At 56.0% G+C, this 13,999-nt stretch carries 8 protein-coding genes; 6 read left to right on the top strand and 2 right to left on the bottom strand.

All coding sequences use genetic code 11. The features are described 5' to 3' along the window. Nucleotides 1-298 precede the first annotated feature (298 nt). The 3 genes from HGO37_RS06955 (at nt 299) to exoR (ending at nt 6,223) form a co-directional block, all read left to right on the top strand. Nucleotides 299-3,142: a valine--tRNA ligase gene (locus tag HGO37_RS06955; RefSeq protein WP_250982710.1), complete on the top strand. Its 2,844-nt coding sequence runs from the start codon at nt 299-301 to the stop codon at nt 3,140-3,142. A gap of 471 nt (nt 3,143-3,613) precedes the next feature. After that, complete coding sequence (locus HGO37_RS06950; RefSeq protein WP_250982709.1) at nt 3,614-4,885, top strand: OmpP1/FadL family transporter; 1,272 nt, start codon at nt 3,614-3,616, stop codon at nt 4,883-4,885. A 543-nt stretch (nt 4,886-5,428) separates the two neighbouring features. Then, nucleotides 5,429-6,223: an exopolysaccharide production regulator ExoR gene (gene exoR / locus HGO37_RS06945; RefSeq protein ID WP_192487670.1), complete on the top strand. Its 795-nt coding sequence runs from the start codon at nt 5,429-5,431 to the stop codon at nt 6,221-6,223. 127 nt (nt 6,224-6,350) lie between these two features. Here the strand turns inward: exoR and xth are convergent, their stop codons facing one another. Both xth and erpA read right to left on the bottom strand, forming a co-directional pair. Then, nucleotides 6,351-7,142, bottom strand: coding sequence for an exodeoxyribonuclease III (gene xth, locus HGO37_RS06940; RefSeq protein ID WP_250982708.1), 792 nt, complete (start codon nt 7,140-7,142; stop codon nt 6,351-6,353). Between the two features lie 86 nt (nt 7,143-7,228). Further along, nucleotides 7,229-7,561: an iron-sulfur cluster insertion protein ErpA gene (gene erpA / locus HGO37_RS06935; RefSeq protein WP_192487672.1), complete on the bottom strand. Its 333-nt coding sequence runs from the start codon at nt 7,559-7,561 to the stop codon at nt 7,229-7,231. Nucleotides 7,562-7,746: 185 nt separating this feature from the next. Here erpA and HGO37_RS06930 point away from each other — a divergent pair, with 185 nt between their 5' ends. From HGO37_RS06930 to HGO37_RS06920, 3 genes are all read left to right on the top strand, one after another. Further along, nucleotides 7,747-8,964 (top strand): deoxyguanosinetriphosphate triphosphohydrolase, encoded by a 1,218-nt coding sequence (locus HGO37_RS06930; RefSeq protein ID WP_250982707.1) that lies wholly within the window; start codon nt 7,747-7,749, stop codon nt 8,962-8,964. A gap of 62 nt (nt 8,965-9,026) precedes the next feature. Continuing rightward, entirely contained in the window at nt 9,027-10,784 is a 1,758-nt protein-coding gene (gene argS, locus HGO37_RS06925) for an arginine--tRNA ligase (protein WP_250982706.1), read from the top strand. A 129-nt stretch (nt 10,785-10,913) separates the two neighbouring features. Then, nucleotides 10,914-13,928, top strand: coding sequence for an SPOR domain-containing protein (locus HGO37_RS06920; RefSeq protein ID WP_352230555.1), 3,015 nt, complete (start codon nt 10,914-10,916; stop codon nt 13,926-13,928). Nucleotides 13,929-13,999 lie beyond the last annotated feature (71 nt).

The raw sequence follows: 13,999 nt of genomic DNA, 5'->3' as shown, positions 1-13,999 counted from the left end.
TTGTTGCGCTGGTTTCTGGCTGTTGCGGGGTGTAATTTCCTCACCAGATATGAGAAAACAACGGGATAGGTCATTTTGTTGACTCAGTATGGGATGAACATGATTCTGTTCCTGAACGGGATTGGATGTTACGTCTGAGCCGGCTCTTTCGCTTTCAAGGCGATGCCCGATGCCGGGAAGCTGCAATGGTCGCCCGGTCGGGCAGTAGTTTTGGTTGAATATGCCACTTTCTGTTGACTCTCTACCGCCCATCCTTATTTAAAAACAAATACAAGAACTCAAAATTTCAGGTCAGGAAATGCTCGAAAAGACCTACGATTCCGCTTCGGTTGAACCGAAAATCGCCAAAGCATGGGACGATGCCAATGCGTTTCGTGCCGGTGCCAACGCGGCACCCGGCGCTGAAACCTTCACAATTGTCATCCCGCCGCCAAACGTCACCGGCTCGTTGCACATGGGTCATGCCCTGAACAATACGCTTCAGGACATTATGATCCGTTTTGAGCGCATGCGTGGCAAGGACGTGCTGTGGCAGCCGGGCATGGACCATGCCGGCATTGCCACGCAGATGGTGGTTGAACGCAAGCTGGCCGAACAGAAGCTGCCTGGCCGTCGCGAGATGGGCCGTGAAGCCTTTATCGACAAGGTCTGGGAATGGAAGGCTGAGTCCGGCGGGTTGATCTTCAACCAGCTCAAGCGTCTTGGCGCCTCCTGTGACTGGTCGCGCGAACGTTTCACCATGGATGAAGGCCTGTCGCAGGCTGTTCTGGAAGTTTTCGTCAGCCTCTACAAGGATGGCCTGATCTACAAGGACAAGCGCCTTGTGAACTGGGACCCCAAGCTTTTGACGGCAATTTCCGACATGGAAGTTGAGCAGCTGGAAGTGAAGGGCAATCTCTGGCACTTCCGTTATCCGCTGGAAAAGGGCGTTACCTATCAGTACCCGGTTGCCTTTGATGAAGACGGCAAGCCCACGGAATATGAAACCCGCGATTATATCGTGGTTGCCACGACCCGCCCGGAAACCATGCTGGGCGATACCGGCATTGCGGTGAACCCGGAAGACGAGCGTTACAAGGCAATCGTCGGCAAGCACGTCGTCCTGCCGATCGTTGGCCGCAAGATCCCGATTGTCGCCGATAACTATGCCGATCCGACAGCCGGTACCGGCGCGGTCAAGATCACGCCTGCCCACGATTTCAACGACTTTGAAGTTGGCAAGCGTGCAGGTCTGCGCGCGATCAACATTCTCAATGTCGACGGCACTGTCACCATCAAGGACAATGAAGACTTCCTGGAAGGTCTCGACCATCCCGCAGCACTTCACGGCGCCTGGGATCGTCTGGAGGGGCAGGATCGTTTTGCCGCGCGCAAGATCATCGTCGAGATTTTCGAAGATGCCGGCCTTCTCGACAAGGTCGAGCCGCACAAGCACATGGTGCCCCATGGCGACCGTGGCGGCGTGCCGATCGAACCGCGCCTGACGGAACAGTGGTGGGTCGACAACAAGACACTGGCAGGCCCTGCTATTGAGGCGGTTCGCGATGGCCGCACCAAGTTCGTTCCGAAGTCCTGGGAAAAAACCTATTTCAACTGGCTGGAAAACATCGAGCCATGGTGCATCTCGCGCCAGCTATGGTGGGGACACCAGATCCCGGCATGGTACGGTCCTGATGGCCAGGTTTTCGTTGAGAAGACGGAAGAAGAAGCCCTGCAGGCTGCGATCCAGCACTACATTTCTCACGAAGGTCCATGGAAGGCCTGGGTTGAGGAAAAGCTTGAAAACTTCAAGCCGGGTGAAATCCTGACCCGTGACGAAGACGTTCTCGACACATGGTTCTCGTCGGCACTGTGGCCATTCTCGACGCTCGGCTGGCCGGAGCAGACACCGGAACTGGCGCGCTATTACCCGACAGATGTTCTGGTAACCGGCTTTGATATCATTCCGTTCTGGGTCGTTCGCATGATGCAGATGGGTCTGCACTTCATGAAGGATGACGCTGGTGTGCCGGTTGAGCCGTTCCACACGGTCTATATCCACGCGCTGGTTCGCGACAAGAACGGTCAGAAGATGTCGAAGTCCAAGGGCAACGTCATCGACCCGCTGGAACTGATCGATGAATATGGTGCAGATGCGCTGCGCTTTACGCTGTCAATCATGGCAGCGCAGGGCCGCGACGTGAAGCTCGATCCTGCCCGCATCGCCGGTTATCGTAACTTCGGCACCAAGCTGTGGAATGCGACACGCTTTGCGGAAATGAATGGCGTGAAGCGTAATCCGGCGTTCCTGCCGGAAACAACGACGCTGACCATCAATCGCTGGATCCTGACCGAACTTGCCGTTACGGCAAATGAGGTAACGGAAGCCATCGGCAACTATCGTTTCAACGATGCTGCAAGCTCGCTGTACCGCTTTGTCTGGAACCAGTTCTGCGACTGGTATCTGGAACTACTCAAGCCTGTCTTCAGCGGTGACGACGAAAAGGCAAAGGCCGAAGCACAAGCGTGCGCGGCTTATGTTCTGGACGAAATCTACAAGCTGCTGCATCCGTTCATGCCATTCATGACGGAAGAGTTGTGGGCGCATACGGTCGATGAAGGCGAAAGCCGTGACGGTCTGCTGTGCCATGCCGCTTGGCCAACGCCAGAATTCACCGACACCGCTGCTGCGGCCGAAATCAACTGGCTGGTTGATCTCGTCACCGGCATTCGTTCGGCCCGTTCTGAAATGAACGTACCGCCGGGTGCTACAGCACCGCTTGTTGTCGTTGGTGCCAATGGCGTGACCCAGTCGCGTCTGGAGCGGCATGACGCTGCCATTCGTCGTCTGGCCCGTGCAGAAAACATCACGCTGGCCAGCGCAGCGCCGAAGGGTTCGGCACAGATCATCGTCGGTGAGGCAACCGCCTGCCTGCCGCTTGGCAACCTGATCGACGTCGCGGCTGAAAAGGCCCGTCTCGAAAAGGCAATCGGCAAGGCTGAGGCTGAAATTGACCGTATTGCCAAAAAGCTTGGCAACGAGAAGTTTATTGCCAATGCCGATCCGGAAGTTGTTGCCGCAGACCGTGAGCGCAATGCCGAGCTGGAAGTGCAGATCGCCAACCTCAAGACCGCGCTGACACGGGTTAACGAGGCCAGCTGATCCGCTGCCCAGAGCAACGAATAACGAAGGCGCATTCTGAAAGGGATGCGCCTTTTTTGATGTCTGATGTTGGTAAGAGCAGGGTGCTGGCGCGCTGGCCGAACACTCCAATGTTTCGCGGTTGAGCGGTGAGCCCATTCCACGTCTTGCCACGTCAAACGGCTGGCAAACCTCGAGAAAAGTCGAAAACTGTATCGGATGTTACAGTTTTTCGCGATATTTTCCCGAATGCCCAAGCTGTAGTGATAATGTTACAGTTTGCGGGTTCGGTAGAATTTATTTCTGCGTTTTGTCTAAAATTCTAATTATGTTGGAATCTCGTCCCAAATGGTTTGATTTTTTTTGGGTTTATCAAAAACTTACGTAAAACTTTTGAGCTAATCTAAAGGTAGCAGGCAAAATTCTGGCATTGTCATTTTGGGCGAACAGCTTCACTGTTTCACCATCACATTGCCTTGTTTGGGGAGAGAGATGGCAAAACGTGGATTTATTAAAGGCGCATTGTGCCTCGTCGCAGGCAGCATTGTTGCATCGCCGTCCTTTGCTGGCGGTTTGGAGCGCGGTGGTTACAACATCGACCTTCTGTTCGAACCTTCAGATTACGCCTTGGATGCTTCCGGCACCTTTGTGATGCCGCACCGCAAGGTAAAGAATGCTGTAGATGGACCTCGAAGTGGTCCGCTTCCAGCATCTTGGTCTACGACTGCTGACGATTCCGAGAGTTTCTGGTCGCCGCGCATTGGCATGAAGGCGTCTATTGGTGACTTCGGCGACTGCATGTTCGATTATTCGCAGCCTTGGGGTGCGGATCTCAATCCCGGCATCTGGCAGGGGGCCAGCTACAACATCGACACCAAGGTCAAGTCGCATAACTATGCAGCGACCTGCCGTGTGAAGTTTGAGGCCGGTAAGGGTGATTTCTCGATCATTGGTGGTGGTTTCTATCAGGAACTCAGCGGTTACAAATTGCGCCAGGTTGTCTCTCCAGACATCCTGACAGGTTTTGGTCTGCCCGGCACCGGTGTTGGCCGTCTGGATATGAAAGGCGATGGCTGGGGCTGGCGCGCCGGTATTGCCTATGAAATCCCTGAAATCGCATTCCGTGCAAGTCTGGTTTACAACAGTGCAGTTGACCACGACCTCAATGGCACAGTCGATCTGACCAATGTACCCGGCGCGGTTCTTCCTGCACCTATCCAGCCACTCGGCGGACGTATCGTACCTGTATTCGGCGCTGTTTCCATGCCTGATAGCCTGGAGTTGAAGCTGCAATCTGGTATCGCACCGGACTGGCTGGCCTTTGGTTCCGTCAAGTGGACCGACTGGAGCCAAATCCAGGTCGTTCCATTCTGCCCGGTCGGGACAGCAACCTGCGCACCTGGTGCGACGGCAATCAATACGCTCGACTTGTTCTACCGCGACGGTTGGACCGTTTCGGGCGGTGTTGGCCACAAGTTCAACGATCAGTGGAGTGGTGCCGTCAGCGTCACCTGGGATCGTGGTACCTCGACCGTCATCGGTACACAGACAGACACCTGGATGCTCGGCACACAGCTGATCTATTCACCAAACAAGAACATCGAGTTCAAGATCGCCGGCGCGGTTGGTCTGCTGACCTCGGGTAGTTCGTCGATCCTTGGCGCACCGTGCGGTACAGGTGCCACTTGCGGTAACGAGGCTGGTTACGACTTCGGCAACGACGTCGTGGCGGCCATCTCAACCGGCATCAAGGTCAAGTTCTGATCGACGCCATTTACTGAAGCAGAATGGTGTCTGATTGGAAAAGTGAAAGGTCCGGTCCCTGCCGGGCCTTTCTTTTTTTGCGGCCTGAAATTGTGACGATTTAGCAACACATTTCTGCAACCTTATGCACGCGGTGAGAGAGAGGCACATTTGTCCATTTCCCGCCACAAAGGAAGCGTTTCGCTATTCTCACGGGTGGCGATTTTGCCGGGGGGCAAGCGTGTCGCGTAGCATCCGTGAACGTGGTGAAAGTGAAAACGGTTTTGAATTCAGGGTGTAAGGCTTATCAGCGGAGACGGGCATCTCCATCGATTGCAACTGCCACACAGGCTGTTGGTAAACGCCGTTATCTTGCCGGAAATGTTTCCTATATCTGTTCCCGTGAAACACGGAATTGGACTCGGCTTCCAAATGACCGCGTAGTGATAACTGCGGCCAGAAAGACGCAGTCGCCTCGGAAAATCGCAAATGACTGCGGTTTGTCTTTGCAGTGTGACAGCGGTCTTGGATATACGCCGAGACGAATGAAAGAAGTTCGGTGAAATGTTGAAACGTGAAGCCAACATCCTGAAACCCCTGTGTATGGGTTTCCTCATTGCCTCCCTGGCAATGCCAGCAGCTGCATTCGATATCAATGCGGGTGTCACGAAGGAATCCGGACCGTTCGACCTCTTCAAATTCGGCTTCAAGGCCTACAAGAACGGTAAGAAGGAAGACGCGGTAGAAGCCTATCGTTATGCGGCCGAAAAGGGCCATACAGGCTCCCGCTGGGCACTGGCCAACATGTATGCCTATGGTGACGGTGTCGCCAAAAACGACTTCGAAGCCTTCAAAATCTACAATGAAATTGCCAGCCAGGGCGTAGAGCCGGGTTCTGAAGACACAGGCTTCTTCGTGAACGCTCTGCTGTCGTTGGCCGACTATTATCGCCATGGCATTCCGGGCAGCCCGGTAAAGCCTGATATGTCGCAGGCCCGCCAGATCTACTTCCAGGTGGCATCGACCTTTGGCGTTGCAGAAGCGCAGTTCCAGCTTGCCCAGATGATTCTGGCTGGTGAGGGCGGTCGCGCGGATGCCATGCAGGCCAAGAAGTGGCTAAACCAGGCGCGCCGCAACGGCCATGCTGGTGCCATGTCGGTGTTTGGCAATGTGATCTTCCAGGAAGGCCAGACCGTACGCGGACTTGCCTTCATGACCGCAGCTCTTGATCGTTGCAACCCTTCTGAATGCCCTTGGGTTCAGGATTTGCAGGAACAGGCTTTTGCGGTGGCTGGTGAGGGAGATCGCCGTGACGCCATCTCGCTTGCCCAGAGCATCCGCTCCGGCAATCTGGACTGATCCCTGATAAGCATTATCCCTGTAAACAGCTCACGCCTTTTTAGCGCCGCCACCTGAGAGGTGGCGACGGATGTGTATGCATAAATTCATGGGTGAATGAAGCCTGCGCGACCGCAGGCTGATAAGATCAGCTGGCGAAGTTGAAGAAACCGCAAACCGGCACATGGTCCGATGGCTTTTCCCAGGCGCGCACATGTTTCTCGATCGAAACAGCCTGCAACTTGTCAGAGGCTTCCGGCGACAACATCAGGTGGTCGATGCGAATGCCGTTGTTCTTTGGCCATGCCCCAGCCTGATAATCCCAAAAGGAATAAAGTCCCGCCGCATCGGTTGTCGCACGGGCCGCATCGACAAAACCGAGATTTTCCAGACGGCGGAAACTCTGCCGTGTCTGCGGCAGAAACAGCGCGTCACCTTCCCAGACTTTCGGGTCGTGGCAGTCATAGGGTTCGGGAATGACGTTATAGTCACCGGCCAGAATGAACGGCTCTTCAAGCTCAAGACGTTGCGCCGCATAGGCACGCAGACGCTCCATCCAGCGCAGCTTATAGGGGTATTTTACCGGATCATCCGGCGGGTTGCCGTTTGGCAGGTAAAGCGAACAGACGCGAATGACGCCGCCTTTGACCGAGAATACGCCTTCAATGAAGCGGGCCTGCTCATCGGTATCATCACCGGGAAGGCCACGGCGCACTTCGTCCGGCTTGATCTTTGAAAGAAGCGCAACGCCATTGAAGCCCTTCTGACCATGTGTTTCCACGTGGTAGCCGAGAGCTTCGATTTCGAGGCGAGGGAAACCTTCATCAACGGACTTGATTTCCTGCAGGCAGGCGATGTCCGGACTGGAATCCTTCAGCCACTGGCAAAGGTTTTCAATGCGTGCCTTGACGCCGTTGATGTTCCATGTGGCGATTTTCATCGGATACCCCGTTTTTCTCAAGGTCTATCTTTACCCGATGAAAAGGCAATTGACACCCGTTTTACCGCTGAACTCACAGGAAGGGTTTAAACGGAAAAACTCGTTCCACATCCGCAACTTGCAACCGCATTCGGATTCTTTATCTGAAACGATTGACCGAGAAGATTATCGACGAAGTCGATCTCGGAACCGGCCATGTAGATCAGCGACATGCTGTCGATCAGAACCTTGGCATTGTCGCGTTCAATCACCACGTCGTCGTCGGCCTGTGTGTCCTCAAGGTCAAACTTGTAGGAGAAACCGGAACAGCCGCCACCTTCCACGGAAACGCGAAGGGCCTGCTTGCCTGCATCTGCGCTGACGATTTCGGCGATTCTCTTGGCTGCCGATTCGGAAAGGGTTACGTCTATCTGTGTCATGTTGTCCTCATGGCCGGGGTCAAGGTCCGGAGAGATTTGTTTAAACGTAATTATAAAACACTCAAAGAAGAGGTCTATACCCTGCTTGAAGGAAAAGTCTGTGTTTCCGTTACTATGCGACAGGCCTTAGCATAGGTATGAATGTGAGTGTGAAACGTCAATGGCAGTCGAGAACAGGGTGAGACATGAGAATTGATCAGCGTGCATTGGGTTTTGGAAGCGGTGAAAGGGCAGTGTTTGCTGCCGACCCGTGGACGACACGCGGCCGCCTTTTTCCTGAACCATCCAGCCTGACCCGTTCCGAATTCCAGCGCGACCGTGACCGCATCGTGCACACAACGGCGTTCCGCCGGTTGAAACACAAGACGCAGGTATTCATCAGCCCTGATGGCGACCATTACCGCACACGTCTGACCCACACGGTTGAAGTGGCGCAGATTGCCCGTGCGCTGGCGCGTGCCCTCAAGCTGGACGAAGACCTCGCCGAAGGCGTGGCGCTGGTGCATGACTTTGGCCACACGCCGTTTGGCCACACCGGCGAAGATGCGTTGGATGAGATGCTGAAACCCTATGGTGGTTTTGACCATAACGCCCAGTCACTGCGCATCGTCACCAAGCTGGAGCGCCGCTATGCTGATTTCGATGGCCTGAACCTGACATGGGAATCGCTGGAAGGTCTGGTCAAACACAATGGTCCGCTGGTCGATGCCAACGGGCAGGGGGTGCGTGGCCCGGTTCCACTGCCGATCGTCGATTATTGCAAGCTGAACGATCTGGAAATCGGCAGCTTTGCCAGCCTTGAGGCGCAGGTCGCGGCCATCTCAGATGATATTGCCTATAATACCCACGACATCGATGATGGCCTGCGCTCGGGTTATCTGACCTTCGAGATGCTTGAAGAAGTGCCGTTTCTGGCCGGGCTGATGGCGGAGGTGCGCGCCAAATATCCGAATCTTGATGGCGAACGTTTTGCCAATGAAATCATGCGCCGGCAGATTACCCGCATGGTTGAAGATGTGATTGCCGTCACGCAGCACAATCTCTCCGTCGTCAATCCGCAGAGTGCCGCAGATGTGCGCGGCGCCGACATTACCATTGCCACGTTTTCTGAAGGTATGGCCGAGACCGACAAGCAGATCAAGAAGCTGCTGTTTGGCCATATCTACCGCCATCCGGAGATCATGCGCGTTCGTGCCGGGGCAACGCAAATCGTTTGCGATCTATTCAAACGCTACATGCAGGAGCCCAAGGAAATGCAGGGCCACTATTGGGTTGACCATATCGCTGGCCTCAGCGAAGGGCAGCTGGCACGGCATGTTGGAGATTATCTCGCGGGCATGACCGACAGTTATGCACTGAAGGCGCACCAGCGATTGTTTGACCATACCCCCGATTTGCGATAGGCAGCGCCTCAACTTCTTTAACCATGGATACGGATGGAAACCCGTTCGCGCAGGTGGATGCAATGAACCTTTTTGCCGACTTCGATACCAGAATCAAAAACGCGCTCGAAACGATCGATATCGTTAAGGACAACCGCGCAGCCGTTGATTTCGGTCGAGTAACCGTTGAAGCCCCTCGTGATGCAAGCCATGGCGATGTCGCCACCAATGCTGCAATGGTGCTGGCCAAGCCGCTTGGCACCAACCCGCGCGCCCTGGCGGAAATCATTGTCGAGAAGCTGAAGGGTGAACCTGACGTTGCCGACGTCAATGTTGCAGGCCCCGGCTTCATCAACATCAAGGTCTCCGTCGGTTACTGGCAGCGCTTATTGTCGGCAATGATCGAGGCTGGGATTGATTTTGGCCGCTCGACAATGGGCGAGGGCCACAAGGTCAACGTCGAATATGTTTCGGCAAACCCGACCGGCCCGATGCATGTTGGCCACTGCCGTGGCGCCGTTGTCGGTGACACGCTTGCCAACGTGCTGTCATTTGCCGGTTACGACGTGACCAAGGAATACTACATCAACGACGCCGGCTCGCAGATCGAGGTTCTGGCGCGGTCGGTATTCCTGCGTTACCGCGAAGCGCTGGGTGAAGATGTTGGCGCCATTCCACCGGGTCTTTACCCGGGGGACTATCTCGTGCCTGTTGGTAAGGAACTGGCTGACGAATACGATATCAAGCTGCGCGCCATGCCGGAAGAAAAATGGCTGCCGATCGTCAAGGACAAGGCCATCACCGCAATGATGGCGATGATCCGGCAAGATCTGGAAGCGCTGAACGTCAAGCACGACGTGTTTTATTCCGAGCGCACGCTGCATGCCGGCAATGCCGGTCCTATCCTGTCGGCCATCAATGACCTGACCTTCAAGGGCCATGTCTACAAGGGCACGCTGCCGCCACCAAAGGGCCAGCTGCCGGAGGACTGGGAAGACCGCGAACAGACCCTGTTCCGCTCCACCGAGGTGGGTGACGACATGGACCGTCCGCTGATCAAGTCGGATGGCAGCTACACCTATTTTGCGGCTGACGTTGCCTACTTCAAGGACAAGTTCGACCGCGGTTTCACTGAAATGGTTTATGTGCTTGGCGCAGACCATGGCGGCTACGTAAAGCGCCTTGAGGCGGTTGCTCGTGCTGTTTCCGAGGGCAAGTCCAAGCTGACGGTTCTGTTGTGCCAGCTGGTCAAACTGTTCCGTGACGGTGAGCCGGTCAAGATGTCGAAACGCTCGGGTGACTTCATCACTCTGCGCGATGTTGTGGATGAAGTCGGCCGTGATCCGGTTCGCTTCATGATGCTCTATCGCAAGAATTCTGAGCCGCTTGACTTCGATTTTGCCAAAGTAACGGAGCAATCGAAAGATAATCCGGTATTTTATGTGCAGTATGCTCACGCACGTTGCATGTCTGTTTTCCGTCAGGCGAAAGAGGCCTTTCCTGACCTCGACGTCAGCACGGCTGACCTCGCAGGCGGTGCTGCTTTGATCAGCGATGTCAATGAGTTACAGCTTATTGCCAAGCTGGCGGAATATCCGCGTCTGATCGAATCTGCGGCCTCTTCGCAAGAGCCGCACAGACTGGCATTTTACCTCTATGATCTAGCAAGTTCGTTCCACGGACACTGGAATAAAGGTAAAGATCAGCCTGAATTACGATTTGTTAACGATAAAAACCGAGAATTAAGCGTTGCCAGACTTGGGCTGGTGAATGCTGTCGCGAATGTTTTGAAGTCCGGACTGGCCCTCGTAGGGGCCGATGCACCGGCCGAAATGCGCTAAAGCGTCACCATTTACCCACAATGCGCTGGCAAAAGCCGTAATGCGTAGATAGTGGAACGTGAAATGGTCGAGAAAAACGCCGCGTATAATCGAGACGCTCGGAGTGATGTATTCGCTGAGGATGATCCCTTGGCGGAACTGACCCGTATCGTCGGTTTCGATGAACGTCCTTCACATGTCGTTCCTGTTGCTGCGCAGACACCTGCGCAGCAGGTTGAAAGACGGGAACCTGAATTCAATCTCGAAGACGAGCTGTTGCGCGAATTCGAGATTTACGATGCGCCACGCCTGGATCCTGTCGCCGAGTTTACTCCGCGCGAACCGGTGGCGCAGCCGCAGGCTTATGAGCGGCCTGCCGCACCGGCCCCTGTCTATCAGGAAGAGCCGCGCTACGAGCCTGAACCAAGCTATCACGAAGAGCCCCACGCACCTGTCGTTCAGGCACCTGCCGTTTACGACGAGCCAGAGGTTTCGCTTGAGCCATCCTTTGCGCCTTCCTACGAGCAGGAAGTTGCGGCTTACGCGAAGCCTGCGGAACCCGATTACCCAGAGCCGCAATTCGCGCCAGAACCGGAAGTGACTATTCCGGAGCAGGGTGGTTGGAACTACGTCAGCGAACCTGGTGTGGTCGAGTATCGCGAGCCTTCCTTTGAATTGCCCCCAGTCAGCGTGGCTGCAGAGCCAGCCCCTGCACAGGAAGAGCCTGAGCTGCCGCGTGTCGAGCCTGCCTTCAATCTGGCCGACGAGCTGGAACTGAACTTTGGCTCAATGGCATCCACCTTGCAGGCCCAGAACACCGTGCCACAGCTGGCCCCGGTAGCGGCTCCCGTCGCAACGCCGCAGGCCGCACCGCATCTGCACCGTTCGTCGCTGGAAGTGTCGGGCCTGCGCTTGCCGCTGGCAAACTTCGGTTCGCGCGCCACACCAGTTGCGCCACGTCCGCAGGCAGAGCCTGTGCGTCAGGCGCCGGTTGAGCCAATGTTCGAGCCTGCGCCCGAGCTGGTTGCCCAAGCTCCTGTCGCACAAGCACCTGTCACTCAGGCGCCTGAAGCACCGTTCTCCCCGATGGATGAACTGCTTTATGACGTTGATCACTATTCCGTCCGCAACGACAATACCGCCGCCCAGCAGCCGGTCTTTACCCCAGCTGCCCCGGTTGCACCTGTTGCGGCTGCGCCGCTTCTGCAGCGCGCCGAACCTGTAAGCCCTGATGTCTTCCAGGTTGCGCCGTCCTTCTACGAGCCTCCACGCAGCCAGGCTACGCCACAGGCACCAAAGCATGTCGCGCCTGCTCAGGCAGCGCCGGTTGCTCCTGTTGCCGCCGCACCTGCCGCTGAGTTCGAGCCCTTTGCGGATGATGCGTTCGAAATGGCGCTTGATGATATCGATCTGGATTTCGATCTGTCCGATATCGGCAATGTTGAGCCTGTCGCCGCAAAGCCGATTGAGATGCCACGCGTTGTGCCTGTACCGGCCCCTCCGGTTGCCGCTGTTGCGGCTCCAGTGGTTGCCGCTGCTGCTGCTTTTGCACCGCAGAGAACGCAGCCTACCGCTGCAGCTCCGCAGTCATTCTCGTATGCGCCGCAGCCTGCCAAGCCTGCTCCAGCACCGGTTGCTGCACGGGCACCAGCGCCTGCACCAGTAGAGCTTGAGCCGCTGCCATTTGACCACGGCCAGATTGGCGATACCGAAGATCGTCCGGAAACCATTGGTGAAATGGAAGTGCCGGATCTGCCAGTTGGCGTGTTTGAGCCAAAGCCGGCCCCACGCCGTCATGATGATGATCTGGACCTCGACACTGAGCTTGCAGCACTGTTTACGCCTGCATCCACGCCAGCCGGTCTTGATCGCAACAGAAATGCTCCAAACCAGTCCGCTGCCCGTTTGCAACAGGCCGCAGCACCGTTTGAAAATCTGGATGATTTTGAAAAGGCGCTGGAAGAGGATTTCCGTCACAGCATGAAGGCGGCATCTGAGGGTAGGGCTGAACAGCAGCATGCTCCGCAGAACCTCTATGAACAGCCAATGCAGCCATATGAAAACGAAGAGCGCCGTTCGCGTCGCTGGATCGTTCCGGTTGCCGCTCTCGGTGTTGTTCTGATTGCCGGTGGTGTTTACGCGCTGATGTCCGGTGGTTCGCAGACGTCCGGCAACGGTGCGCCAATCATCATTTCTGCCGACAATGATCCGGTCAAGGAAGTGCCTGAAAATCCAGGTGGCAAGACTGTGCCTAACCAGGACAAAGCGGTGTATGACCGTGTTGCTGGCCAGACCGCAGCTGATCCCAAGCAGTCGTCGCTGATCTCGTCCAACGAAGAGCCGGTTGATGTTGTGCAGAAGACGCTGATCCCTGAGAACCTGCCAATGGAAGGTGAGGACGAAAGCGATTTCGGCAACATGGGTACGCCGGTTGGTGAAACCGAAGATCCACGCCTGCTGGCGCAGAATGATGCACCAGCCCGTGCGTCCGAGTCCGAAAGCAATGCACCTGCCGTATCTCCACGCAAGGTCCGTACGATGATCGTCAAGCCGGATGGCACGCTCGTCGCACAGGAAGTGCCAGAGACACCAACAACGACACCGGCAACAACAGCATCCAACGCTGCACCTGAGCCAACACCTCTGAGCACCGCGGACAATGCCACGGCTGCAAACGATGTGCCGAAGGTCATCGAAACCAGCCCGGTTGCAGTGGCAACGGCTCCAGCTGCAACGGCAACACCTGCTGCAACGGCTCCAGCTGCTGCCAATAACGGCGCGCCTGTACCGTCGGCACGTCCGGCCGCACAGCAGGCAAATGCTGCCGTTACCTCCAACCAGCCCGTTGCAACAGCACCTGCGGCCCCGGTTGCCCCGGCACAGCCTGAGCAGGCTGCCCCTGTGCAGAACACCGTCTCGACCGGTGGTTATTATGTGCAGATCGCCTCGCTGCCGAGCCAGGCTGAAGCGCAGAAGTCCTACCAGAGCCTGTCCGGCAAGTTCGGTTCGGTCATTGGTGGTCGTGGCGTTGACATCAAGGCAGCGGAAGTCGCTGGCAAGGGAACTTACTACCGGGTTCGCATTCCAGCTGGCGACAAGAATGAAGCCGCAGCACTGTGCGAACGTTACCGTGCCGCTGGCGGAAGCTGCCTTATTGCCCGCTAATTGCTGATGGCATAAAATTCAAAAACCGGGTGCGCTTGCCGTTCCCGGTTTTTTATTGCCCGATCGGTACA

This window comes from Rhizobium sp. CG4 (assembly GCF_023701965.1).
In the GTDB taxonomy this organism is placed as follows: domain Bacteria; phylum Pseudomonadota; class Alphaproteobacteria; order Rhizobiales; family Rhizobiaceae; genus Agrobacterium.
The sequence above is the reverse complement of the archived record's forward strand: the minus strand, read 5'-3'. Positions and strand labels throughout refer to the sequence as shown.

Bases quoted from the DNA above. Each gene is read 5' to 3' on its own strand.
- HGO37_RS06955 (WP_250982710.1), top strand. From the start codon at position 299: ATGCTCGAAAAGACCTACGATTCCGCTTCGGTTGAACCGAAAATCGCC.
- erpA (WP_192487672.1), bottom strand. From the start codon at position 7,561: ATGACACAGATAGACGTAACCCTTTCCGAATCGGCAGCCAAGAGAATC.
- HGO37_RS06930 (WP_250982707.1), top strand. From the start codon at position 7,747: ATGAGAATTGATCAGCGTGCATTGGGTTTTGGAAGCGGTGAAAGGGCA.
- exoR (WP_192487670.1), top strand. From the start codon at position 5,429: ATGTTGAAACGTGAAGCCAACATCCTGAAACCCCTGTGTATGGGTTTC.
- HGO37_RS06950 (WP_250982709.1), top strand. From the start codon at position 3,614: ATGGCAAAACGTGGATTTATTAAAGGCGCATTGTGCCTCGTCGCAGGC.
- argS (WP_250982706.1), top strand. From the start codon at position 9,027: ATGAACCTTTTTGCCGACTTCGATACCAGAATCAAAAACGCGCTCGAA.
- xth (WP_250982708.1), bottom strand. From the start codon at position 7,142: ATGAAAATCGCCACATGGAACATCAACGGCGTCAAGGCACGCATTGAA.